Below are 24,075 nucleotides of genomic sequence, written 5' to 3' on the forward strand. Positions count from 1 at the left end.
AGGTTATTTCTCGGCAATTCCTAGAACAGAGCCTCCAGTTCCTTCACTGTAAAAGCCTTTTGCCGGTTCTTTAGTTGTTGCTTTACTTTCTTCACTTCCTCAGCCTGCACGGCACTTGCTTTGTTTTGCCAGGACTTTCGGATAAAGCTCAGCAGCTGCGCCACCTCTTCTTCAGACAAAGCCTTGTTATACCCAATGCCAGGCATGTCACCGTTTATTTCCGGAGCTTGGTATAAACGTCCCTTCACCTGTATGGGGCCGGTCAAACCATACAATACAATGGCAATTAATCGGTTCTTCTCCCCTGTTACCCATTCAGATTGATTAAGTGGAGGGGCCAGTGATTTCACACCACTGCCGTCGGCACCGTGGCAAGTTTGGCAGGAGGTGGCATATATTGCTGCTCCTTTAGAGAACTGTTGCAATATTTCTTTTTTGTTTCTGCTTGCCTGCGCCTGCCTTTTTTCAGAGACTATCCTCTGAAGCTGCCGGTGAATGGCCAGTGAAGTATCTGGAGTATGTGACAGCACCTTTTGCTGGAATGCTTCTTCACGCCCTGACAAGCTACTGATCACAGCATCTGCCACATATTTATTAGTGGCATGCTTACTTACCATAAGCCCTAATAATTCATGGGCGGCCGCTTGATCAAAAGACTGTAGGTGATGCGCTAGAAAAGCCACGTAAGGCACGGCCAAACTATCATTGCTTTGGGCTATCTCTTTGAGCTTTGGCAAAAACCGGTTGTAATTATTTTTACTTAAAATAGAAGGCAATACACTTAAGGCATGAACTCTTACAGGCACAATTTGATGCTGCATTAGTCTTTCCACATCTTGCGCTTCTAGCGCTCCTAGCCCCTCCAAAGTCCAGAGGGCATGAGTCACTAGGAACGGATTTCTGGACTCTTTTGTCGCTTGTCGTAGGACTGGTATTGCTTCTTCTGCACGGCTGTCTATGAGCCGTTGCTGCGCATTGTCCCGCACCCATCCGTTTCTATGACCAAGTAACTTTACCAGCTTTTCAGGTTCTGCGGGCAAGGTTACCTTCTTAGGCTCTGCGTTTTTAGGCACAACTTTATAAATACGTCCTGAAAGCAACGGCTGTGTGAGTTGGCGGCGGGCAATCTCCTTCTTTAAGTAAGGAGTCAGATAGGTTTTGTGCTGTATGATTCCGCGGTACATGTCTACCACCACCAAACTGCCATCGGGGGCATTGTACAAGCTTACTGGCCTGAAACGTTCATCTACGCTTGCCATAAATTCTTTGTCTTGGTAAGCCTGATTTCCACTGGTCACGTAGCCATTCTTGTGCAGAATATTACGTTTGATGAGGTTTGCCGCTGGTTCCGCCACAAATATATTATCCGCAAATTCCTTCCCAAACAAGCTTCCGCGATATACCAAGGGTGAACTAGCCGCAGTAAAATTCACTAACCGAAGACTGTCATCTAGAACGCCTTCTAGGTAGCCTCTGTTTACTCCCGTGGTTGGCCTGACGGGGTACACCCTATTATCGGCTACAATTTCCTCGTTGAATCCAGCCACCAATTTTTGATTCTGATTGAATGCTCCAAAGCCCGGCAGAAAGTAATCTCCCAGCACATTCGTGGAGTTGTTGTTGTAGTATAGTCTACCCTCGTTGTCTTGCGAGATCCCCCACTGCCCCCTGTAGTGCGTCTGTTCTTTCAGCCACTTCTGCCCCACTTTCCGGTAACGTTTGTTAGTCTTGGCGCTGTAAATCCAATTATCCAATGCCCGCAGAAGACCATTAGGTTGATGCTCCACATTACCGCCTACGGCATAGGCAGAGTCTACCAACGTTTTTTTGCCGGGCTTGTCTTGATCTATTTCATAAAACCAAAGGCTCGGAGGCTCGGCAACTAAAATACCTCCGTCAATCAGGCAGATAGCCCTAGGCATTTGCAGGGAGTCAAGAAACACTTTGCGGGTATCAGCTACTCCATCAGCGTTCAGGTCTTCCAGAATAACGATTTTCCCGGAAGGCAAATCTTCCCCGGCCCCGGTAGTGTCTGGCATATAGCCGGTCATTTCCACCACCCACATGCGGCCCTTGTGATCAAAGGACAAAGCAACGGGCGCACTTACCAAAGGCTCACTAGCCACCAATTTCACCTCAAAGCCATCGGCGACCTGCATGAGGCCAATAGATTCTTCCGGAGAAACTACGGGTGAAGACTCCAGACTGAAATCAGCAGGCGAAACTTGTTGCTCTTCTGGAGAGATGTTACTTTGGCACGTTAAAAAAGAACCTGTTATGAACAGCAACAGGAATACAACACTCGTTTTTCTCATTCTAGAACTCAACTCAGAGGCTCTCCTGTTTTTGCCCTCTTTTCTGCATTTCAGGCGAAAAACGCTTTAACCCTTTTAAAAAGGGCTTTAGCTAATAACCACCTCTTGCTTAGCGGCGTCAAACGTGACCCGTTTTCCAGTTTGCATGGCTACGCGGGTCATAATGTTAGCCACAGAGTGATTATAGCCGGCTTTCACCGATGCGTTTGGCGTTTTACGGCTCCGAACGCATTCCATCCAGTTGCGCATGTGCAATGAGGTCATTGGGTCTCCACCGGTATTCGCGCCAGTTGCCACTTTCATGTTAGCTGCCAAAGTGTAATCAGCCAGCAAATTAGGCTGCAGCCCCATGTCATTGGCCATATTTCTGGTTAAGCCTCCTTCTGAGGTTATTTTGTTCGTGTCTAGGTTCAGCATGCCGCCGTTGGAGTAATACAGCTCTTTCACGCCTCCAGCGGAGTTACTGAAACGGGAAGAATACACCACCTGAAAGCCTTTTGTTGGATCATTCTCTGGCCCGTACTCAAACACCGCCGTAAGGGTATCTGGGTTTTCACGACCGTCATGCCACATGTAAATACCGCCGTTGGCTACCACGCTTCTGGGGTGCTCCAGATCTGTAAACCAATGCACGGTATCAATCTGGTGCGACATCCATTGCCCGGGTATGCCCGAAGAATACGGCCAAAACAACCTATATTCCAAAAATTTACGGGGATCCCAAGCTACCTTAGGGCGATCCATCAGAAAACGATCCCAGTCCGTGTCTTCTTTCCTGATTTGGCTTACCAGGTCAGGTCTTCTCCAGCGGCCGGGCTGGTTCACGTTCCAGGTCATTTCCACCATTTTGATATCACCAAACTTGCCCGACTTAATGTATTCATTTGCGGCTATGTAGTTAGGCGCACTCCGGCGCTGAGAACCTATCTGCACAATTTTACCGGTTTCATTCACGGCTTTAAGTAGGGCCCGGGCATCTTCCATGGTTTCTGCCATAGGCTTCTCCAGGTACACGTCTTTGCCATTCCGCACCGCCTCTACTCCCATCAGGGCATGCTGGAAATCAGCAGTACTGATAATCACGGCGTCTATGTTTTTGTTTCCGTACAGTTCATCATTGTTGCGGTACTTCTTTATCTTAGATCCCTGTTTTTCCCTTACAAAAGCTTCTCCCTCATCGCGGCGGCGGTTCCAGATGTCTGACACACCTACAAATTCAAAATTCATTTCTTTGGCGTGGTTCATAAACGACGGATACAAGGAATGTTTGAACCTGTCAGAGAACCCAATGATTCCTACCTGCACCCGGTCATTGGCCCCTAGTATTCTGCCGTAGCTTTTGGCGCTCATTCCCATCAAAGACAAGCCCACCGTACCTAAAACTGCTTTTTTTATAAAATTGCGCCGATTGTTCAAATCTGTATGTTCCATGTGGTGTTTGTTGCGTTTGGTGTTAATAACTGTTGAGGGTAAAATGAAATCTGATTAGTTCTACTACTTCAGCTCCCTGATTTTTATGCTTCTGAACGAGACGTTGTTTCCGTGGTCCTGCAGCAGCAGGTGCCCTTTTTCTGCTTCCCCAAAGTTTTCCCAGTTCTTGTATTTGCTGATGGCCACCAGATCTCGGAATGCCTGAGACCCTCTTTTATATTCCAGCACTTTAATGCCGTTCAGCCAATGTTCTACTGTGTTGTCTGGTTTTACTCTCAGGAGGGCGTGGTTCCATTGTCCCACTGGTTTTATAAAGCGTGGGTTCTTCTCTGAAGTCATAAGATCATACAAAGACGCCAAGGTACGGTTTCCGTCTCTGCCCATCTTGGCGTCGGGATGTTTGGCGTCATCTAACAGTTGGTACTCCAGGCCAATGGCGGAACCCCTGCCTACCTTCTCCTTTTCGGTGACGAAGTATTTAATGCCGCTGTTGGCTCCTTCGGTCAGTTTGAAATCAAGCTGTAGTTCAAAGGCGCTAAACTCTTTTTCAGTGACAATGTCTCCCCCGTTCACTGATTCCCCTCCGCCCGACTCCAGCACTTGCAGCTCGCCGTCTTTTACTTGCCAGCCACCTTTGGGGAATTCATTTTGGTGGGCACCTCGCCAGCCATTGGTGGTTTTCCCGTCCCAGAGCAGGCTCCACCCTTGGGCTTTCTCCTGCTCCGTAAGCGTGTTGGGCACCAGATTTACCACAAAAGCGTTATGGCCTGGCCTAGGTGCTAGATCAGTTGTTTTAATGCGGATGTTCCGCCACCTTATTTCCTTACCGGCATCTTCTGATTTCCCGATGGAGTGTACCTGCAAGGCAATTATGCCCTGCGGTGTCATGGCGTCTACTACAGATGCTACTGGTACACCATTTACCCAGGTATTAATTTTATCACCTATGGCTTCAATGCGGGCTTTGTTCCATTCTCCTTTTCTGAAAGCAGATTGAGCATTCGGGTTCAGGGAAAGCGGGTACAGCCAATCTCTTCTTGCTTCGTCATAAATTCCGCCGGTCCATTTTCGGTCAGAGGGGTCTAGCTCAAACTGATACCCATGCACGCGGCCGTTCATAATGGCAGGGTCTGAAATACTTCTGAACTGCACGCCACTGTTAAGATCATTGTTCAGCAGCACCTCAAACTCCAGAATGAAGTCGCCATAGATTTTATCAGCGGCAAGAAAGCTGTTAGGCGAGTTCATCACCGTAGTACCCACTATGGCCCCGTCTTCTACCCGGTAAGTTGCATTTCCGTTTACCTGCTTCCAGCCTGTTAAATCTTTCCCGTTGAAGAGCATTGTCCAGCCTTTTTCGGATGGGGCATTCTCACTATTCACAAGCTCCTGCTTTTGCGCCACTTGCCCCGAAGGCGTACAGGCAAAAGAAAACAGGCCAAGCACCAACGGGAAATATATTTTCTTCATCTTTTAACTATTTAGAAAGAACATAAGCTATTGGATTTGCTGCCGTTCAAGCTTTTGCCTTCCGTTAGCCCACTTCATCTTTAAATATAAAAATTACTTTAGATAAATCGATTTGTTAACAGCATGCTTTTTAGTTAGCACTCAATATTAAAACAGCATGGCCATGATTAGCTCCTGACTTTCATTCTGGCGGATCTTGTAGTTTACCGGAGGCTGTTTTACCCCTTCTTTTTAAAAAAACAGGCTTAAAACAAAGACAAAAGCCCCCAGAACGCAGGGCAAATCCTGAAAACTTTGTACCTTATTGCGCAAAACCTTACCTGTATCATGCGTCTCCTCCGTCATCTACTGCCTGCAGTCCTGCTTGTGCTCATTTGCGTTGCCGCCATCGCTCAGAAACCCATTAAAGAAAAAACCGATACTAAGCTTCAGCAAAAGCTGGAGGCATTAGTAAAGGAGTTTGACGGTGAAGTGGGTATTTATGTGCGGCATTTGAAAACGGGCAAAGCAGTAGCCATTAACGCCGACACGCTCTTCCCCACCGCCAGCATGATTAAGGTTCCGATTATGGTGGCCATGTTTGATAAAATTGAACGCGGGGAAATCAACCCCAATGCTCAGCTCCGTTACCGCGACTCGCTCTACTATGCCGGCGAAGATATTGTGGGCAACTTCAAGGACAGTGCGGTAGTGGCTTTAGGCAAGGTTCAGATGCTGAGCATTACCACCTCTGACAATACCGGTAGTTTGTGGCTACAACAGTTGGCGGGCGGCGGCACAGCCATAAACGCGTGGCTGGAGAAAAATGGCTTTGAAAAGACTCGCATGAACTCACGTACGCCCGGCCGAAGAAAAAACTGGGAGCAATACGGTTGGGGACAAACTACTCCCCGCGAAATGGCTAACCTAGTGACCATGATCAGAGAAGGCAAAGCCGTGAGCCCAGCCGCCAGCGAACGCATGTACCGCAACTTGGGCAGAATTTACTACGACTCCTACGCCCTTTCGAAAATTCCGCCCTACGTGCATACCGCCTCTAAGTCAGGTGCGGTCAATCAATCAAAGTCTGAGGTTGTATTAGTGAATGCCCCTAACGGAGATTATGTGTTTTGCATCATCACTAAAAACCAGAAGGACGAGCGTTGGGCTCCAGACAATGCTGGGGCTGTGCTAATTCAGAAAGTATCAGAAACGCTATGGAAGCATTTTGAACCAAAGTCAAATTGGGAGCCAGCACCCGGCATAGAGAAGTACTCGAATTTATATTAATAAAGATGCTGGGGCTTGAGGAGACAGAAAAAATAAAATTGGTAGAATTCCCTGCCGGCATAAAATTTAAGTACCCATGGCGTAAATATCAGGCTCGGGTGCTCCATGAACTAGACCAACACCTGGAGAACGGTCACCTGCACGTGATTGCTCCACCCGGCTCAGGCAAAACCATTTTAGGGCTGGAGGTGATGCTGCGGCTCAACAAACCCACCCTAATTTTAGCCCCCACACTAGCCATCCGGAACCAGTGGGTTCAACGATTCTGTGATTTATTCTTGCAAGCTGGGCAGGCACCAGACTGGATCTCCAGAGACATTCGGCAGCCCTTATTCTTAACCGTCACCACTTATCAGTCTTTACACGCCGTCTGCCAAATTTCTAAATCAGAAGCGGAGTTTAATCTTTCCGCCGAGGAGCAGGATGAAGAGGAAAAACTGACGGAAGTCTCAGTTAACACAAACGCTAATTTGCAGGAGATTGTACGGCTGTTGCAAGCTCAAGGTGTAAACACCATTGTGGTAGACGAGGCCCACCACCTGAAAAATGAATGGTGGAAAACTCTTACGCAGGTAAAAAAGCAACTCAACCCTACAATTGTCGGGCTCACAGCCACGCCGCCCTATGATGTCACTCCCCTGGAATGGGCACGCTATTCCGAATTGAGTGGCCCGGTAGACGCAGAGATTTTTGTACCGGAGCTAGTGGCCGAAGGAGATTTATGCCCGCATCAGGACTTTGTCTTTTTCTCGGCGCCCACCATTGAGGAGAAAAAGAAAATTTTGGATTTCCGGAGCAAAGTGCAGAAACTGTTTGAAGAGCTGCAGCAAGACGAAACCCTGATTGAAGCCCTTACCCAGCATCCCATCATGCAGCAGCCTCTGGAGCAACTGGAGTGGATCTACACCAACCTGAAAACCTATTCCGCCACGCTTATCTTTCTGCACGCAGTTGGCCGCGAGATTTCCCCGACCCACCTGGAAGTAATCGGCGATGCCGAATATGCTGTTCCAGGTCTCAACTATGAGTGGATGGAAGAAGTGCTATGCTTTTACCTGTTCAAAGATCCGGCGGCCTTTCTGCAGTATGAAGAACACCAGGAGCACCTGCAAAACAAGCTGAAACGATATAGTGCTTTAGAAAACAGACAGCTGAGCTTGCGGCATAGCCGAAAGGTACATACCTCTTTAGGCTCTAGCCTGAGCAAATTGCAGAGCATTGAAAAAATTGTAGCCCATGAGCACGCTTTGCTGCAAGAAAACCTCCGGTTGGTCATCCTGACTGACTACATCCGGAAAGAACTTTTACACCCACAGGGGCATGTACAGCCGCTGAATAAAATGGGAGCCATGCCGGTGTTTGAGCAACTCAGACGCCACTCCCCTTCGCCCTACAAGATGGGCGTACTGACTGGTTCAGTTGTGATACTACCAACGGCAGCCTTGCCCCAACTACAGAAATTATCACTCGCCGAAGGTGTAGAAACCCTTACCAGCTCTCCCCTTCTGTATGACCCTTCATTTACGGTTATTCAGCAGACGGCTCAGGTAAAGCATGTGTTGGTGCACCTGATTACGCAGTTGTTTCAGGCTGGGGAAATAGAAATTCTGATAGGCACTAAATCATTGCTCGGAGAAGGCTGGGATGCTCCGTGCATCAACTCTCTTATTCTGGCCAGTTTTGTTGGCTCTTTTGTTTCTTCAAACCAAATGCGCGGCCGGGCTATCAGGGCACAGGCAGGCAATGCCGCTAAAACCGGCAATATCTGGCATTTGGTTTGTCTGGACCCCACAGATACACGAGGCGGCGGTGACATTGATTTGCTCAAGCGCCGGTTTAAAGGTTTTGTAGGCATATCTTTCCATGAAGAGATAACGCTTGAGAACGGCACCGCCCGCCTTAACTTACCTGACCAATTTACGGGGCCCGACCATCTGAAAGCTATCAATGCCCACATGCTGTCTTGCGCCCAGCAACGGCACACCTTGCTTGAGCGGTGGAATCAAGCACTGGAGAAAGGAGCCACGCTGGTAGAGGAAATTAAAATCCCTTTCCAAAAAGAGCGCAACTACAAAGCCGACAAACGCCTGTACTTTGATAAAACCATTAAATATGCGGTAGGTGAACTGTTCTTCGGACTGGTCATGCTTAGCGAGTGGCTGTTAGGCTACTTTGCCCGTGCTGTCCGCAGCATCAGATCTTTGCAGGACCTTTATTACCTGTTTTTCGCTTTTTTAGGCTTGGGCATGGTTTTCTGCGGCAGGCAAATTTACCTTACCTTGCGGGTATACCTCAAGTACCGGGACATTGCCAAAGATTTTCAACCTATTGGGGAGGCGCTATTGGTTTCACTTTCCAAAGCGGGGCTACTGCAAACGCCACTTTCTCAATTACAGGTGCTTTCATATGTAGACGAGTACGGAGCCGTTTATTGCCATTTACAAGGCGGCACTACCTTTGAACGGTCTTACTTCATTAAAGCCCTTTCTGAAATGGTAGGCCCCATAGATAACCCACGCTACGTTATGCTGCGGCAGAACAAGTTCCTGAAAATTTTACTGCAGAAAGACTATCATTCCGTGCCAGAGGCTATTGGTAGAAACAAAGCATTGGCTGAATTTCTAGCTCAGGAGTGGAGGCAAAAGGTAGGAGACTGTGAACTCATCTTCACCCGCAACCTGGAAGGCCGAAAGCTTTTACTTAAAGCCCGCATGCACTCTTTGGCTTCTGAGTTTGAAGACAAAACAGAACAGCTGAACCAATGGAGGTAAGAGGTTAATGCTGTTTTAGGCTTCTTTTTCAGAAAACAGGCTAAAAACAGTACTTCTATTCTCAGCTTAAACTCTACTCCTGCGTATAGGGCTTTTCAGGCAAACACTTCAACAATATGTCTTCTGGTTTTCTCCCGCTTTTCCCTAGCTTGGTTCAGGTGTTGGACAATTACACTGTGCTCGATTTTGAGACTACCGGTGTGAGTGGCAGCAAAGGACAAGTTATAGAGATTGGCGCGCTGAAAGGTGCAGGGGCAAAAGTTACGGCTCGGTTTCATGCGCTAATTAAATTACAAGGGGAACTGCCGCCTAAGATTACAGAAATCACGGGCATAACGGCAACAGACCTAGAAAACGGCATAGACGAGCGCTCTGCCTTCACCATTTTACAGGAGTTTATTGGTGACAGTGTGGTAGTTGCCCATAATGCTCCCTTTGATTTAGGCTTTCTGTACAACACCTACCGTAGGTTAAAACTGAAGCCCACACAGCACCCCTTCCTAGATACCCTCTCGGTATGCCGCCTGCGTCAGCCATCGCCCCGCAGCCTGCAGGCCATGTGCCAAACCTATGGCATTAAACACTCCCACTGGCACCGTGCCTTGCCTGACGCCACCGCTACCTTGTATTTACTGCATAAGCTGCACGAAGAAGCTTCTATTGACCCTTTTCTAAACAAAATAGTGGTAAACCCTAAATATGGCTCGCCCAAGTTGCTCCCTCCTTTTGCCGAAATAATTTCTCCGCCTGATTCCCCTTACACCAGATCTTCTCTTTCTAGTTCATAAAACATAACCCACCCCGGAAGTGGAATAAGATCAACCGGAATAATATTTTTTAAATATTACCAGAACACCAGTAGCTTCTTTCTAAGGTTCAACTTTCGTATAAATCGGTGTTTAAAATCAGTATTAAATCAATAATCCTAATTCCCTTAGCCTCGTTTGATAAACCAACGGAGTAATCACACCATCAACACTTTATGATTATTCCGTCAAACTGTTTATGAAACCAAAAGAAGGAATGTGATGAAGAAGATACAGTTGATTTGGTTTGTCTTACTGAGCCTTAGCTTTTTGGCCTGCTCCCCCACAGATGACGCCCTGGATGAAGTGAATCAGGACGCTGGTTTCTTAACCAAAGGAATTCACCCCCTGCAGAATACATCTGACTTAGATGTGCTTATCAATGACATTGGCAACAGCCAGTATGTGCTGCTGGGAGAAGCCTCGCACGGCACCGCTGAATACTATGAATGGCGGGCAGAAATCTCAAAGCGCCTGATACAAGAAAAAGGCTTTAACCTAATTGCCGTGGAGGGCGACTGGCCAGCCACGTACACTTTAAACCAATACATACAGGGGCAGCAAGGAAGCAGCGCCAACCAAGTGCTACAAGCCTACCAACGCTGGCCTACCTGGATGTGGGCGAACCAGGAAGTAGCCTCACTGGCGGAATGGCTGCGCCAGTATAACGCCAACCAAGGGCAAAACAACAAAGTAGGTTTTTACGGTATGGATGTGTACAGCCTCTGGGAGTCTTTAGACGCCTTGAGAGCATACCTAGAGCAAGCCAACCCGGAAGCTGCCCAGTTGGCTCGCAACGCCCAAGCTTGCCTGGCGCCTTACAACCGTGACGAACAACTGTATGCACAGGCAACAGCTCAAGGCAGATCTTGTGCAGATCAATTGCAACAACTTTATGCTGCTGTTCAGGCACATCGGCAAAGCCGACCACCCGGAGATGAAGCAGCTTTTAATGCTGAACAGAATGCTCTGGCCGCGGTAAACGCAGAACGGTATTATTACCAAATGGTAAGGAGCGGATCAGCCTCCTGGAACCTCCGCGACCGGCACATGCAGGAAACCGTTAACCGTCTGGTCAGCCACCGTGGCGACAACGCCAAAATTATTATCTGGGCCCATAACACCCACGTTGGTGACGCCCGCTATACTGATATGGTCCAAACCGGTGAAGTAAACATTGGCCAACTCCTTAGAGAACAGCATGCCAACGCAGGGGTTTACCTAGTAGGCTTCGGCTCTTATGAAGGACAGGTAATTGCCTCAAGCCGCTGGGGTGGCAGCACCCAGGTAATGCCCGTACCTGCCGCCACGGCCAACAGCTGGGAAGCGCTTCTGCACCAACACAGCCCTACAAATAAACTGTTGCTGATGGAAGAACTGCAAGACATTCCTGAAGCTATGAAAACCCGAGGCCACCGCGCCATTGGGGTTACGTACAACCCTTCCTCTGAACGAGGCAATTATGTTCCTACTGTTTTACCGATGCGGTATGACGCCTTTCTGTTCATAGATAGAACTACCGCTTTGCATCCGTTGCAGGGCATGTAATTGTAAAACCAGAACTCTCATAAAAACAGCAAGGGGGCTAGTATCTAGCCCCCTTGCTGTTTTTATAAATATTAGAGCAAAGGAGCCTTGTCATCATCCTTCGCTGCAGTGCTGATTTTATTTTAGTCTAGAACCTTAACGCTCTTGGCCACATCATTGCCTTCATCGTCTTTCTCTACCTCAAACTCTACTCTATCCCCTACACGTAACTCATTGAAATCTGCATCAATGACATTAGAGAAGTGGAAGAACAGGTTGTTTGGCGGGAATTTGATAAAGCCGTAGCCGTTTTTAAGGCTCATGATCTCACCTTCTCCCACGTCTGGCAATGGCACATCGCTTGTTGTAGTAGTCCGTTTCTGGTCAGGCTGCACAAATAATCGGTTGATGGCTGAATCATTACGGGCAATGCGCTGGTCAATCATACTGTGCATGGCCAACGGATAGGTTACCTCACCCAACAAATCTTGCGACGGCCGCGTTGTCATCCGCTGCCCGTTGTCGGTGGTATATTCAAATTCCCAGGTTAAGGCCATGACACGGGTACCCAAAGCATTTAATTTGCGCACCAACGGCACATAATCTCCGTCTGAAGAGATAAGCACCAGCACATCAAACTTTTTGTAAAAAGCCTGCTCAAACGCTTCAAGCGCCAACCAAACGTCAATACCGCGTTCCTGCTTATACCCTTCTGGTGTAGTCCGCACCGGTAGGTAATGAGTTGTTACGCCTTCTGACATCAAAATGTCGTCGAATACCCGATCCCAGTACAGGGTGTCGCCGCGCTGGCTGGCATCATATGCGTTTAACCGGCCTCTGAAGTAGTGGGCATCCACTATTTTGCACAGGCGCGGGTCCATGTTCTCTTCTTCGGCCACTTGGTCACGAATAAATTCGTGCAACCCCGAGATACTAATCCGGCGTTTGCGTTGGTGCCCGTATGCATAGTAATTACTTACCTGCAGGAAGTAATTACCGTCATAGAAGACGCCAATTCTAACTAGTTTTTCTTGCATTTGTCTATGGTTGTTTGTCTGTCTCTTTATAACAAAGTGGGCAGCCAATAGCAAGAAGCGGAAAGAGAAGGAGGTATTTCTAGAGACGGAGCAATTGAATTTTAAAAAAATTAATTCTGGTATTTCTTAGTCTACTAATTCCTAATCTAAGTACTTCTTCCTGAACAATTGATTGCCCACGTACTTTATAAATTCAATCTATAATATCCGCTCTCAGCCGTAATTGTTTTATGTATTTCTGCTTCGTTTAATATGAAAACGATAGGCTCGGGGAAAGCCCCTTCTAAGAAAAGCAGTTCAATTTTGGTAAGCGCGGCGTAAAAATAGAGAATAAGATAGCTTACTACAAGTCTCTCTTAACAATTATATAACGTATTTTGAGCAGCAGTATTTCTACATAATCATCTGTTTTAGACCTATTTTTAGAAAGGAGAGCTAAAACGAATTACTTTATAATATTCTTGGGCAAAACGCGCATTAATAGATTTATTGCAAAACTACACTATACACATTCCCTCCCCCTGGCCATGCCACCTCCAACACCAGCCTATCACCTGGCCGCGCTATGTCAAAGCGAGTATTATCCTCTTCTGCCGTTGTTGTACCTGTTTGGCTTTGGTTCTTAAACCATGCTCCAAAGTCAAAATTTTTAAGGTGAGCCGCACTTTCAAATTTCTGTACCTTTATTGGCCTATAGCCCCTTACCAAGTATACCGTTACCTGTAGCCCATTCTCAACAGGCACCTTTATTTCAATACTTTTTCCAAGCGCAGCTAATTTTACAGAGCTTTTTTGGTCAGCCTTTTTGCCGTTGATCAATAAGACCGCCTCCGCATTCTCCTGAGCCAGACAAGCACCAGAACCCGCTGAAAGCAAGCAAATTAAGAGCGTAAAAAAGGACAGAGAAAAGAATGTTTTAAGGTTCATACGCACTACTTTTTCAAGTAAGGTAGTTATAATTACTCAGATAAGGACTGCAGCTGTACAAGCGTCTACTGTTGCACCTTACAGAAAGCTTTTATTTGTTCTAGGTTATAGCAAAAAAGAGGTTAATACTACAAGATTGCTCCTACCCTACTAACTTGATAAGTTTTTGGTTAACCTTAAATGTGATCTCTACTATTTCAGGCAAAGATTAACGGTGCCTGATTTACCGTTTTTGAAAATAACTTCCATGGCAATTCTATCTCCTGATCTCGCAGCCATAGCCTTTGGGTCAATGGAGGAATTGGTTTTGCCGTTAGTACCGGTTAGTGCCCAAGCTGCCAGATCTAGCTTCTGGAAATCTTTAATTTCATTGTAGCTCATTACTTTTAATGGCATTACACCTCGCACATGATAAACATTTATTTTTTCAACTTCCTCTGAGGTGCTAAATGAGGCCGCTCCCTTCAAATCTTTTATTCTGTGGCATTCTTTCTGATTGACTACTTTACCATTTAAGGTAAACGCAACAACAATGGGTTCTTCCTGGGCCATGGCCTCTACGCCAGCAAAAAGGAAGAACATAGCCAATAGGGCAGCCACTCCGGCTTTTATTTTCTTTTTCATATATCTTTTTTATTTGAATATAGCGTTTCCTAAGTAATATCTATATTGTTCCACTTACTTATTTTTAGAAATAAATTACTGATCAACAGCATAGTACCACCACCCATCTAAATTAAAAACGCCTCTACCAGATATGGTAGAGGCGTTTTTCCTCTGGTTTAAAAAAACAGGCCAAAAACAGCACTAGCTCTTCAGCACACCCAGCTCTCTGCCTACCTCTACAAAAGCATTGATGGCGCGGTCAATCTGTTCCTGCGTGTGTTCCGCCGAAAGCTGTACTCTTATACGGGCCGCGCCTTTGGCCACCACCGGATAGTAGAAGCCAATCACATAAATTCCTTTCTCCAGCATTTTAGCCGCGAACTCCTGTGCCAAGGTAGCCTCATACAGCATGACCGGCACAATTGGGTGCACGCCCGGGCGAATATCAAACCCAGCCTCGGTCATTTTTTCCCTGAAGTACTTGGTGTTCCATTCTAAGCGGTCACGCAGCTCAGTGGTAGAGCTTAACAGATCCAGCACGGCCAATGATCCGCCCACAATGGCCGGAGCCAGTGAGTTAGAGAACAGGTACGGGCGCGAGCGTTGCCGCAGCATGTCAATAATTTCTTTTTTACCGGTAGTAAATCCGCCCATGGCGCCGCCCAACGCTTTACCCAACGTGCCGGTGATGATATCTACACGGTCCATTACGTTGTGGTACTCATGCGTACCGCGGCCAGTCTTGCCTATAAAGCCGGTAGAGTGCGATTCATCTACCATTACCAGTGCTTTGTATTGATCTGCCAAATCGCAGATTTTGTTTAGCTGGGCAATGGTGCCGTCCATAGAAAAAGAACCGTCGGTGACAATGATGCGGTGCTTGGCATTTTGGCTTTCCTGCAGTTTCGCCTCCAGGTCGGCCATGTCATTGTGCAGGTAGCGGAAGCGCTGGGCTTTACACAAACGCACTCCGTCAATGATAGAGGCATGGTTCAGGGCATCTGAAATAATGGCACTTTGCTCATCAAACAATGGCTCAAACACGCCACCATTCGCATCAAAGGCTGCGGCGTATAAAATAGTGTCTTCGGTGCCTAAAAATTCCGCCAGCTTTTGCTCCAACTGCTTATGGATGTCTTGGGTACCACAGATGAACCGCACTGAACTCATGCCGTAGCCATGGGTATCAATGGTTCGTTTGGCGGCCTCAGTAACCGCAGGGTGTGAAGAAAGACCCAAGTAATTATTGGCGCAGAAGTTCAGCACCTCACCTGTTTGCTGGGTTTTAATGGCAGCATGTTGCGGGGTGGTGATAATGCGCTCCTTTTTATACAATCCGTTCGCTTTTATTTCGGCTAGCTGTTGCTCCAGGTCGGGTTTTAAGGTTTCGTACATATCTCTGTAGTTATTCGTTTCAATCTATATGTTTGATAAAAGTCAATTAATGTATTAGCTGCAATTACTTCAACATGGGCAGGAATTATTCCGCTTATCCGCTCCTTCGTCAGGAAGGATCTTGAAAACCAGACTTAAGCCTGTTCTTTTTTTCCTGAAGTACACAAAAAAAGTGGCATTCTCATCAGTTTCAAGAAGCCACTTCGGCTAACTAAAAAACTAATTATCTGCTCCTATTTCTGCCCGCTGAAAGAACTGTTTGGGTGCATTTGCGCGTATAGTTCATTCCAACGCCCAAAACAGCAGCAACCCTTCACCTGAAGGGGTGCTCTCATCACAGGTCTTTCTCGTCTTGGATATAAACTACCATAGATGCTTTCAAAAATGATTCTACGGAAGAACTTACCCAGACAGATACAAAAGCCCCTAGGGCGCCTATATTTTTGGAGACGCGTAAAACTAACGTACATTTGTTTTTATAACAAGACCTTGCATGATTACCTCTACCTCTGATACCATTTTAGTTATTGGCGCCTGCGGCCAGTTAGGCTCTGAACTAACCCTTGAGTTGCGCAAAATATATGGCAATGCCAACGTAATAGCCGCCGATATACAATTCCCGAAACAAGCAGATTTGCGGGAATCTGGCCCTTTTGAAATAATTGATGTGCTTACACCCCAGCACCTCTCTGAGTTAGCCAGCCGCTATAAATTCACGCAGATCTACCACCTAGCTGCCATTCTTTCTGCTACGGGTGAAAAGAACCCTAAGTTTGCTTGGCGGCTGAACATGGATGGCCTCTTCAATGTACTTGATTTTGCGCTGGAGCAGGGAGTAAAAAAAGTGTATTGGCCTTCTTCCATTGCAGTTTTCGGACCTAACACACCTCGCTTAAATACTCCGCAGCACACCATCATGGACCCTAACACAGTGTACGGCATTAGTAAACAGGCCGGAGAGCGGTGGTGCAATTATTACTTTGACAAATACGGACTGGATGTACGTAGCCTTCGCTACCCTGGCCTGATTGGCTACAAAGCATTGCCCGGAGGTGGTACCACAGATTACGCCGTGGATATTTTCCATCAGGCATTGGCCAAGGGCACTTACAAGTGCTTTTTGAGTGCGCACACGCGCCTGCCTATGATGTACATGCCCGATGCTATAAAAGCCACTCTTGATTTAATGCATGCCCCCGCTGAACAAATAAAAGAGCGGTCATCTTATAACCTGGCGGCCATGAGTTTCACGCCTGAGGAAATAGCCACCAGCATACAGCGCCACTTCCCCGATTTCACCATTACCTATGACCCAGATGCCCGTCAGCAGATTGCCGACTCATGGCCACAAACCATTGACGACAGTGTTGCCCGTCAGCATTGGGGCTGGAGCCCTTCCTATGACCTGGACAGCATGACCGACGACATGTTGCTGCACCTGCGCCGGATAAACAACTAGAGGAGTCGCGAGTTCTGAGTCCTGAGTCGCGAGTCTGGAAAAAGGTTTGGTTTAGCACAGCTTTTGAGTTCAAGGCATTAAACGGCCAGCGGCCCAGGCACTGCGTTTAAAAATCCGCAGTGCCTGGGCCGCTGGCCGTTTCAGCGTGAGCAACGTAAGCACGTATTGTTTTGGGGCTGTTTTTCTAAAAACAGCAAACAATAGACACCGACTCAATACTCGCGACTCAGAACTCAAAACTCTAAAAGATGATTGTAAATGCACATGAAAAGGGGTGGGAGATTATTTACCAGCAGGCGCATGCGCTGCTGGCAGCTGAGATAGGTTTTACATGGCTGCCCGACAAACGCCCGCTTTACTTTATGCAGACACTTGCTGCCATTGCCCAGCACGATGACGGGCAGAAAGACTGGACTGGCAAATATGCTTTGACTCCGGCCGGGGCACCCGCCAATTTCACACAACTCCCTTTTTGCCTTGAACAGGCTCAGCAAGTCATGAAAGAAGCACGCTTTCAGGGCCGTTGGCGCTGCCTGTTAACCAGCATGCATCTTTCTTTTTTATATGAAGAGCTTAGGGGCCAAAAACAACTGTGGGACGAGTTTCTAGACCAACAGCTAGCTGATCAGAAAAAATGGCGGCAACAAATGCGTATTAGTAAAGAACAGGCGCAATACGCGTATGACTTTATGCAATGGTGTGACCGTCTCTCCCTGATTCTCTGCCGCAACGAGCTGCCCGAAATGGAGCGTGCCCTGGAAATAAGCCACGGCCCCGACAAAATCAGATATGAGGTAAAGCAACTGCAAAACGGAACTGTGGCGGTACACCCCTGGCCTTTTGCTCAAAATTCATTTACGCTAGAGGTAGAGGCCCGGTACCTGACCCAACTACAGTTTACCAATGACCATGAACTAGCCCAAGCCATGTGGCAGGCACCGGTGTTCCGGAAAGCATGGAATATAGAAAAAGGTTAATAAACGCATAGGGGAATCAGACGGAACAGCTGTCATTAAAAGACATCAAACATTCCATTTCAACAATTTAATCCCTTTACATGCTTAAAAAATCTTTTTCTGTGTTGGCTCTGGCAATGGCCTTGGCTTTTCCTGCTTTTTCACAAACCAGCGGTACTGGTTTTAAACCCCAGACCGGCGACATTACCACCGAGGTGCAACTGAGCCTGTTCACAGAGAGCAGCACCATTAGATTAAACCAAATTAGAGGCCGCTATTTCCTAAGCCCTACTTCCGCCTTCCGCCTGGGTTTAACACTTAACTCAGAAAACTATAAGGAGAACGATATAGAACGCAACTATACCAATTTGGGCATTTCACCCGGCATTGAAAAGCACTTCGCCGGCACTGATCGCCTTTCGCCTTACATAGGGGCCCAGCTTAACGTCAACAAAGCCTGGTATGGGGAAGAAGGTCCTAACTACGAAGTAGAGAACGGCCATAGCAACGGTGGACAAGCTTTTGTGGGCTTAGGCTTAGGTGCCGTAGCGGGGGCAGATTTTTACGTGGCGCCGCGCCTATACCTGGGCGTTGAGTTTGGCTATGGCTTTTATTACAACAGCTACAGCAAATCTGAAAGAATTGTGAACGGCAACACCTCTACAGTAAGAGCAGAAAGCAGCTCGTTTGGACTGAGAGAAAACGTGCAATCTGGCATACGGGTGGGGTTTGCTTTTTAACTTCTTAACTGCCGGGCCTATTTGGTCCGGCAGTATCATGTGTGCTAACCTCTGCGGCTTCTGCACGTTAGTATAGGTTGGTACAACCTAAATATAAGAATGGCCCTTCATACTTCTTCAGATAGCGAGCTGCGAAACATCATTTTTGCAAAAGACCGGGTAATTGTCATGTTCAATGATGTTGAATGTGAAATCTGCAAAACACTCCTGCCAGCTTTTGAGAAGTTCTCTAATAATCCATCTTTCAAGGATATTACTTTTTTACACATGGATGCCGCTGAGAACCCGGTTTCCAGCAAAGAAGTAAAGTTAACCGGCACCCCTTTCTTTGCCACTTACTACAAGGGCACTCTTCGTGACTGTGGTTTGTTGTCTAGTGAGGAGAAGGTAAGAAGACTGCTTGACACGCTGCTGGGCTACAAAGATTAAGCGTTTTTGAGCTGATTTCAGAAAAAGAGCACCAAAACAGTTGTACCTTCTGCCTGCTTCACGGGTCATTATTTACCTTTACAGCATGCGCGTATATTTCCGGTTTCTGCTTTTCTGTATGCTGGCCCTCTTGGGCCTGACATTGCCTTTCTCCTGCCAGAAATCCACCACTCTATCAAGCCTGTCATCTATTGCTCCGGCTAACTTTCATCCGCTGCCCGCGCGGCGGCTTTCTACGGTTACCTTACCTATCACCGTGCCTACATCTGTACTGGAGCAACAACTGAATGCTCAAATTAGCGGGGTGCTGTACCAAGACGATGACATGGAGGCTGATGACCTGGCCGTGAAAGTTACTAAGGCGGGGCCACTTAGGCTGCGGGCAGAACATAGCAAGCTGTATGTAGAAGTACCCCTGCGGGTGTGGGCTAAAGGCCGATGGCAATGGAATGCCTGCGAGTGGTGTAAAAAGCTACAGAAAACCGAGGAAACAGAGTTTGATATGGTGGTACGTACCGAAAGCCGCCTGCAGGTAATGCCCGACTATACGTTAAAAAGCTATACCAACGGAGACTTTGCGTGGGGAGACCGGAAACCTACCCTTTCGCTAGGCCCTTTGCGCATCAATCTGGCTCCCTTTATTGAACCACGGCTGCGGGGGCAGCTAAGTCCCCTTTTGCTGCAGATGGACCGTGAACTGGAGCGGCGTGTTAACCTGAAAGCGTATGTGCAAGAGGCCTGGCAACAGCTGCAGCAGCCGTTAGAGCTTAGCAAAGACTACGGCGCCTGGCTTGCCATTGACCCGCAGGCCATTAGAATTACACCGCTGGAACTACAGAATAATCAGCTGCGCCTTCAGATAGGCATAGACGCCTTTTTGGGCGTAACCAGTGGTCAAAAGCCCAAAACACTCGTAAAGCCGCAACTTCCAAATTTTTCTCCGGCCCGCACGCTGCCCCAGGAAGCCAGCATTGAAGTAGCCACTGATGTGCCGTACCAGCAGTTGACTTTGTTACTTAGGAAAGAAATACAGCATAAGACGTTCCATTTTGAAGAAGGCAAACACCAACTAACCGTGCATGACTTGGCAGTGGCTGGCTCGGGCAGTCAGTTACGTTTAGAGCTTGAGGTGAGTGGTGTGGCTAAATCTGGGTTTATCACTAAAAAGTTTCAGGGGAAAGTGCATTTAGCAGGCACCCCGTACTTTGACGCACCCACTCAAAGCCTGAAGGTGCGTGGGCTAGATTTTGAGGTACAAACGCAAGACCAGTTAGTCAATACAGCAGACTGGCTTTTGCACAACAAATTCAGAAACCAACTAGAGGCACAATTTACGGTACCAGTGAAAGAGCAACTGGCTAGCCTTCGGAAATCTCTCAGCAACGGCTTAACAGAAAATCGCCTACATGAAAATGTAATTCTCAGAGGCTCACTACTATCCTTTGAACCAGATACCATTTTAGTGACACCAGCTGGTATACGGGCTCTGTTTCTGGCATCGGGCAGATTGGCGGTTGCGGTGCAATGATGGATTGAGTAAGTAATTAAAATGCTTTTGTTTTGGGGCTCATTTTGAGAAATCAGCCCCAAAACAGTTTTCCCTTCACTCGAAGACCGTTCATTCAGCTATTTATGTCTTCATTTTCCCGATTACCCACCTTCTAAATTCACTCCTTCACACATTCACACCTTCACTCATTAATTTAACCAAAGGCAGGTATTCGCGTATCTTGAGAATCTACTCATTACTATATAGCAAATAACTGGCCTATGGCTAAATATTCTACTAAAGGCATATTTAAACTGATCAAGAACTCTGCCTCAGAGTTTATGGCTAACAACTCACTGAGGCTGGCGGCGGCTCTTTCCTACAATACCATCTTCTCTTTACCTCCACTCCTGTTCATAGTAGTAAGTGCCGCTGGTTACTTTTTCGGAGAGGAGGCTGTAAGTGGTCAGCTTTACACTCAGATAAGAGAAGTGGTGGGCGAAGAAGCAGCCGGGCAGGTACAAGAGCTCCTCAAAAACGTGCACTTGGAAGGTTCGAGCACCTGGGCCACCTTGATTGGGGTTGGTACTCTGATTTTTGCCAGCACTACCATTTTCGTTACGCTGCAAGAGTCTCTGAACCAGGTCTGGAATCTTAAGACAAACCCTAAGAACGGTATACTAAAACTGGTGAAAGACCGGCTTATGTCATTTGGTCTCATCTTAAGCATCTCGTTTCTGTTGCTAGTCAGTTTGGTTCTGACTGCCGTTTTGGGCGTGTTTACAGATTATCTGAAGCAGTTACTCCCAGGCATAGCGGTGTTCTTCATTTATTTGCTCAACATACTGGTGTCATTAAGTTTTATCACCTTGTTGTTTGCCCTTATCTACCGGTACCTGCCAGACGCTATCATCCGGTGGCGCGATGTATGGGTGGGCGCGTTTGTAACGGCTTTTCTGTTTGTGTTAGGCAAATTTCTGATTGGCTGGTATTTGGGCCAAAGCAACGTGGACAGCACCTATGGAGCCGCTGGCTCTGTGGTTATTCTACTGTCTTGGGTCTACTACTCTTCTTTGATTGTATTCTTTGGCGCTGAGCTAACCCAAGAGTATGCCGATACTTACGGACAACCTATCAGGCCTAACCATAACTCCGTACGCATTGAGGTGCGCGAAGTGCCCCATGAAGAATCTGATGATGCCAAAGAAGGTCGCCCTCCAGCTGAGGGTCGGTTTAGAAAAGGATAGTGTGTTTTAGCCTTATTTTACGAAAAACAGCCTGAAAACAGCCTTCTCATTAAGAAGATGTATTCAGGCTGTTGCTATCTTTGCGGCTCATTCTTCTTGTATGGCCGCGGGCATCAAATACCTGGAGCTTTGGGTTTATAACCTTATGCGCTCCGTTTCCTTTTACCAAAGCTTATTTCGGCTTTTAGGCTGGAGTAAGCTCAATGAGTATTTTCTCGCCGCTGCTTCCCGTAACTCTCATCAGCTTGAAAAGCCCAATTCAATGGGGTGCCTTCTTGTTGAATTCAGTTACTCTGATCAATTTATTTTAAAAGTGGCGCTTGCCACTCAACAAAACTTTGCACCTGACGAAAAGCAGGAATAGTCTAAATTATCTTGTGCCCATAAACGTGATGCGGCTGCTCTCTGAGCACCTACATAGGTTAGCGGTATGAGAATAAACATCAGGCCAATAGGGGTGATAGCAATTCTCGCTTGTCTTGTTAAAAGATAATAAAATCTATCAAAAGAACAGCAGCCAAAATCTCTGTTTTACCGTATTATAAGTACCAATCCAAGAATTTCATTTTCTATATATAATATTTCTGTGCGGGTATGCGGCGGCTTGTAGTGCTTTTCTTTCTTTTGCCTATATGGGTACACGGTGGCTGCCAAAGCAAGCAGGATGCCGATACGCCACGTGTAGCTGTAGCCGCCTTCAGCCCAAAAGCTAGTGCTCCTCCAAAAGCCACTTATCCGCGTAACTTTAACAATACGGCTAGCATGACCGCTTTTTATGAGCGGTCTGCAGTGTTGGAAGAAGAGCACCCCGAGATTAGAAAAGCATCTGATTTTATTGCTAATCCATTTCTACCTGTGGCAGACCCATCGCTGCAGCAGTATCTGGCGCAAATAAAAACACGCTGCGCGCTAATGAAGGACCCCATTACCAACACGCATAACGCCCGCTACATTGACACCCTGTTTCAGCTGAGTTTCGACTCCAGTATGGTGGAACTGTACTACCCCATGTACACCAAACGGTTTCTGCTATCTTTTGCCGACATCAAAAGCGCAAATCTTCCGCTAAAGAACGGCATAAAAGTAGGTACCACCCGCCATGAGCTGTTACAAAAGCTTCAGAACTACAAGCTCTTCATCAAAGAAGACAAGAACATGGTAGAAGTCTGCGACTTTGAGCGTAATTCATGGCTCCGCTTCCAGTTAAGCAAAGGCAAAGTGAGCAGCATTCAGTATGAAGGCTACGTGGACTAAAACTGGGAACAGTTATCAGGGAACAGTTATCAGTAAGTAGATAACAGGGAATAAGCAGCCCTGATGTGCAAAGTTCCTCTGAGCTTTTCTCTGCCCTAACGCAGATGTTTTCTTTTGCCTGTCACCCAGCACACGCAACCTGTTTTAGGCCTGATTTTCTAAAAACACACCTAAAACGCCCTTTCTCTTCATAACTATTCTCCATTCCTAATTCTTAATTCCTAATTTCACTAAATGAATCTGGAAGTAAGACAAACCAAAGACGGCTCTACCACTCTTTTTGTACCTGAACTAAACGAGCATTACCATTCTGTGCACGGGGCATTGCAAGAATCTCTGCACGTATTTATTAAGATGGGCTTAGAGGCCACTTTGGCCCGTGTACCGCAAGCGCGTGTTTTGGAGGTTGGCTTTGGCACTGGATTGAATGCCCTACTAACGCTACAGCACAGTTTAGTTAACAAGGCCACCGTACATTATGATACCTTAGAAAAATATCCGCTTTCAGCGGAAGTAGTGGATCAGTTGCACTTTGAGCGCTTTATCCTCAACCCAGAGCTGTTAGACTACTTCAAGCCATTGCACACTGCCCCTTGGGAAGAAACAATAACCATTACGCCACACTTTCACCTAAGAAAGCTTGAGGCAGATCTGGAAACCTTCCCCCCTGCCCCCGGCAGCTATGATGTCATTTATTTTGATGCCTTTGCGCCAGAGAAACAACCCCACCTTTGGACAGATACCGTTTTCCAGAAGATGTACGACTGCCTGGCCCCCGGCGGCGCCTTGGTCACCTACTGCGCCAAAGGCAGCTTCAAGCGCAGCCTGAAAGCGGCAGGTTTTACCGTTGAAGCACTACCCGGCCCTCCGGGTAAACGTGAAATGACCAGAGGGGTGAAATAAAGCCAATAGAATAACTAAAATTATACCTCAAATTTTTTGCCATA

Annotated in this window: 20 protein-coding genes; 13 read left to right on the top strand and 7 right to left on the bottom strand. The window is 47.1% G+C overall.

Annotated features, from left to right (window positions below):
* Nucleotides 1-20: 20 nt before the first annotated feature.
* The 3 genes from A8O23_RS15810 to A8O23_RS15820 all read right to left on the bottom strand — a co-directional run bounded on the left by A8O23_RS15810 (nucleotide 21) and on the right by A8O23_RS15820 (nucleotide 5,216).
* A complete protein-coding gene (locus A8O23_RS15810) occupies nucleotides 21-2,315 on the bottom strand; it encodes a DUF7133 domain-containing protein (RefSeq protein ID WP_066623160.1) in 2,295 nt (764 codons plus the stop codon).
* 87 nt (nucleotides 2,316-2,402) lie between these two features.
* A complete protein-coding gene (locus A8O23_RS15815; RefSeq protein ID WP_066623325.1) occupies nucleotides 2,403-3,731 on the bottom strand; it encodes a Gfo/Idh/MocA family protein in 1,329 nt (442 codons plus the stop codon).
* 78 nt (nucleotides 3,732-3,809) lie between these two features.
* On the bottom strand, nucleotides 3,810-5,216 hold the full coding sequence (locus A8O23_RS15820) for a 3-keto-disaccharide hydrolase (RefSeq protein WP_082883105.1): 1,407 nt from the start codon (nucleotides 5,214-5,216) through the stop codon (nucleotides 3,810-3,812).
* 327 nt (nucleotides 5,217-5,543) lie between these two features.
* Here A8O23_RS15820 and A8O23_RS15825 point away from each other — a divergent pair, with 327 nt between their 5' ends.
* The 4 genes from A8O23_RS15825 (at nucleotide 5,544) to A8O23_RS15840 (ending at nucleotide 11,610) form a co-directional block, all read left to right on the top strand.
* Entirely contained in the window at nucleotides 5,544-6,485 is a 942-nt protein-coding gene (locus tag A8O23_RS15825; protein WP_066623166.1) for a serine hydrolase, read from the top strand.
* Between the two features lie 5 nt (nucleotides 6,486-6,490).
* Nucleotides 6,491-9,256, top strand: a complete 2,766-nt coding sequence (locus tag A8O23_RS15830; RefSeq protein WP_066623173.1) for a DEAD/DEAH box helicase family protein — start codon at nucleotides 6,491-6,493, stop codon at nucleotides 9,254-9,256.
* Nucleotides 9,257-9,372: 116 nt separating this feature from the next.
* Nucleotides 9,373-10,044 (top strand): 3'-5' exonuclease, encoded by a 672-nt coding sequence (locus A8O23_RS15835; protein ID WP_082883106.1) that lies wholly within the window; start codon nucleotides 9,373-9,375, stop codon nucleotides 10,042-10,044.
* A gap of 240 nt (nucleotides 10,045-10,284) precedes the next feature.
* A complete protein-coding gene (locus A8O23_RS15840; protein WP_082883107.1) occupies nucleotides 10,285-11,610 on the top strand; it encodes an erythromycin esterase family protein in 1,326 nt (441 codons plus the stop codon).
* Nucleotides 11,611-11,732: 122 nt separating this feature from the next.
* Here A8O23_RS15840 and A8O23_RS15845 read toward each other — a convergent pair whose 3' ends face one another.
* The 4 genes from A8O23_RS15845 to kbl all read right to left on the bottom strand — a co-directional run bounded on the left by A8O23_RS15845 (nucleotide 11,733) and on the right by kbl (nucleotide 15,554).
* Nucleotides 11,733-12,626, bottom strand: a complete 894-nt coding sequence (locus tag A8O23_RS15845; RefSeq protein WP_066623176.1) for an NYN domain-containing protein — start codon at nucleotides 12,624-12,626, stop codon at nucleotides 11,733-11,735.
* Between the two features lie 486 nt (nucleotides 12,627-13,112).
* The gene (locus tag A8O23_RS15850; protein WP_066623178.1) at nucleotides 13,113-13,553 is read right to left on the bottom strand and encodes a hypothetical protein; all 441 of its coding nucleotides are present in this window, start codon (nucleotides 13,551-13,553) and stop codon (nucleotides 13,113-13,115) included.
* 192 nt (nucleotides 13,554-13,745) lie between these two features.
* Entirely contained in the window at nucleotides 13,746-14,177 is a 432-nt protein-coding gene (locus A8O23_RS15855; RefSeq protein WP_066623180.1) for a hypothetical protein, read from the bottom strand.
* A gap of 183 nt (nucleotides 14,178-14,360) precedes the next feature.
* The gene (kbl, locus tag A8O23_RS15860) at nucleotides 14,361-15,554 is read right to left on the bottom strand and encodes a glycine C-acetyltransferase (RefSeq protein WP_066623182.1); all 1,194 of its coding nucleotides are present in this window, start codon (nucleotides 15,552-15,554) and stop codon (nucleotides 14,361-14,363) included.
* 493 nt (nucleotides 15,555-16,047) lie between these two features.
* Between kbl and A8O23_RS15865 the strand changes: the two genes are divergently transcribed.
* The 9 genes from A8O23_RS15865 to mnmD all read left to right on the top strand — a co-directional run bounded on the left by A8O23_RS15865 (nucleotide 16,048) and on the right by mnmD (nucleotide 24,031).
* Complete coding sequence (locus tag A8O23_RS15865) at nucleotides 16,048-17,013, top strand: NAD-dependent epimerase/dehydratase family protein (protein WP_192849052.1); 966 nt, start codon at nucleotides 16,048-16,050, stop codon at nucleotides 17,011-17,013.
* A 248-nt stretch (nucleotides 17,014-17,261) separates the two neighbouring features.
* The gene (locus A8O23_RS15870) at nucleotides 17,262-17,990 is read left to right on the top strand and encodes a DUF3891 family protein (protein WP_066623186.1); all 729 of its coding nucleotides are present in this window, start codon (nucleotides 17,262-17,264) and stop codon (nucleotides 17,988-17,990) included.
* A gap of 80 nt (nucleotides 17,991-18,070) precedes the next feature.
* The gene (locus A8O23_RS15875) at nucleotides 18,071-18,709 is read left to right on the top strand and encodes an outer membrane beta-barrel protein (RefSeq protein ID WP_066623189.1); all 639 of its coding nucleotides are present in this window, start codon (nucleotides 18,071-18,073) and stop codon (nucleotides 18,707-18,709) included.
* A 99-nt stretch (nucleotides 18,710-18,808) separates the two neighbouring features.
* Nucleotides 18,809-19,138: a thioredoxin family protein gene (locus A8O23_RS15880; protein WP_066623194.1), complete on the top strand. Its 330-nt coding sequence runs from the start codon at nucleotides 18,809-18,811 to the stop codon at nucleotides 19,136-19,138.
* 85 nt (nucleotides 19,139-19,223) lie between these two features.
* Complete coding sequence (locus tag A8O23_RS15885) at nucleotides 19,224-20,666, top strand: DUF4403 family protein (protein ID WP_082883108.1); 1,443 nt, start codon at nucleotides 19,224-19,226, stop codon at nucleotides 20,664-20,666.
* Nucleotides 20,667-20,908: 242 nt separating this feature from the next.
* Nucleotides 20,909-21,874: a YihY/virulence factor BrkB family protein gene (locus A8O23_RS15890; RefSeq protein ID WP_066623196.1), complete on the top strand. Its 966-nt coding sequence runs from the start codon at nucleotides 20,909-20,911 to the stop codon at nucleotides 21,872-21,874.
* A 145-nt stretch (nucleotides 21,875-22,019) separates the two neighbouring features.
* Nucleotides 22,020-22,238 (top strand): hypothetical protein, encoded by a 219-nt coding sequence (locus A8O23_RS15895; RefSeq protein WP_153042240.1) that lies wholly within the window; start codon nucleotides 22,020-22,022, stop codon nucleotides 22,236-22,238.
* A gap of 230 nt (nucleotides 22,239-22,468) precedes the next feature.
* Nucleotides 22,469-23,128 (top strand): hypothetical protein, encoded by a 660-nt coding sequence (locus tag A8O23_RS15900; RefSeq protein WP_066623202.1) that lies wholly within the window; start codon nucleotides 22,469-22,471, stop codon nucleotides 23,126-23,128.
* Between the two features lie 234 nt (nucleotides 23,129-23,362).
* Nucleotides 23,363-24,031 (top strand): tRNA (5-methylaminomethyl-2-thiouridine)(34)-methyltransferase MnmD, encoded by a 669-nt coding sequence (gene mnmD, locus A8O23_RS15905; RefSeq protein WP_066623205.1) that lies wholly within the window; start codon nucleotides 23,363-23,365, stop codon nucleotides 24,029-24,031.
* The last annotated feature ends 44 nt before the right edge of the window (nucleotides 24,032-24,075 follow it).

It is taken from the genome of Rufibacter roseus, assembly GCF_001647285.1.
In the GTDB taxonomy this organism is placed as follows: domain Bacteria; phylum Bacteroidota; class Bacteroidia; order Cytophagales; family Hymenobacteraceae; genus Nibribacter; species Nibribacter roseus.

Bases quoted from the DNA above. Each gene is read 5' to 3' on its own strand.
- A8O23_RS15810 (WP_066623160.1), bottom strand. From the start codon at position 2,315: ATGAGAAAAACGAGTGTTGTATTCCTGTTGCTGTTCATAACAGGTTCT.
- A8O23_RS15820 (WP_082883105.1), bottom strand. From the start codon at position 5,216: ATGAAGAAAATATATTTCCCGTTGGTGCTTGGCCTGTTTTCTTTTGCC.
- A8O23_RS15825 (WP_066623166.1), top strand. From the start codon at position 5,544: ATGCGTCTCCTCCGTCATCTACTGCCTGCAGTCCTGCTTGTGCTCATT.
- A8O23_RS15830 (WP_066623173.1), top strand. From the start codon at position 6,491: ATGCTGGGGCTTGAGGAGACAGAAAAAATAAAATTGGTAGAATTCCCT.
- A8O23_RS15835 (WP_082883106.1), top strand. From the start codon at position 9,373: ATGTCTTCTGGTTTTCTCCCGCTTTTCCCTAGCTTGGTTCAGGTGTTG.
- A8O23_RS15840 (WP_082883107.1), top strand. From the start codon at position 10,285: ATGAAGAAGATACAGTTGATTTGGTTTGTCTTACTGAGCCTTAGCTTT.
- A8O23_RS15845 (WP_066623176.1), bottom strand. From the start codon at position 12,626: ATGCAAGAAAAACTAGTTAGAATTGGCGTCTTCTATGACGGTAATTAC.
- A8O23_RS15850 (WP_066623178.1), bottom strand. From the start codon at position 13,553: ATGAACCTTAAAACATTCTTTTCTCTGTCCTTTTTTACGCTCTTAATT.
- A8O23_RS15855 (WP_066623180.1), bottom strand. From the start codon at position 14,177: ATGAAAAAGAAAATAAAAGCCGGAGTGGCTGCCCTATTGGCTATGTTC.
- kbl (WP_066623182.1), bottom strand. From the start codon at position 15,554: ATGTACGAAACCTTAAAACCCGACCTGGAGCAACAGCTAGCCGAAATA.
- A8O23_RS15865 (WP_192849052.1), top strand. From the start codon at position 16,048: ATGATTACCTCTACCTCTGATACCATTTTAGTTATTGGCGCCTGCGGC.
- A8O23_RS15870 (WP_066623186.1), top strand. From the start codon at position 17,262: ATGATTGTAAATGCACATGAAAAGGGGTGGGAGATTATTTACCAGCAG.
- A8O23_RS15875 (WP_066623189.1), top strand. From the start codon at position 18,071: ATGCTTAAAAAATCTTTTTCTGTGTTGGCTCTGGCAATGGCCTTGGCT.
- A8O23_RS15880 (WP_066623194.1), top strand. From the start codon at position 18,809: ATGGCCCTTCATACTTCTTCAGATAGCGAGCTGCGAAACATCATTTTT.
- A8O23_RS15885 (WP_082883108.1), top strand. From the start codon at position 19,224: ATGCGCGTATATTTCCGGTTTCTGCTTTTCTGTATGCTGGCCCTCTTG.
- A8O23_RS15890 (WP_066623196.1), top strand. From the start codon at position 20,909: ATGGCTAAATATTCTACTAAAGGCATATTTAAACTGATCAAGAACTCT.
- A8O23_RS15895 (WP_153042240.1), top strand. From the start codon at position 22,020: ATGCGCTCCGTTTCCTTTTACCAAAGCTTATTTCGGCTTTTAGGCTGG.
- A8O23_RS15900 (WP_066623202.1), top strand. From the start codon at position 22,469: ATGCGGCGGCTTGTAGTGCTTTTCTTTCTTTTGCCTATATGGGTACAC.
- mnmD (WP_066623205.1), top strand. From the start codon at position 23,363: ATGAATCTGGAAGTAAGACAAACCAAAGACGGCTCTACCACTCTTTTT.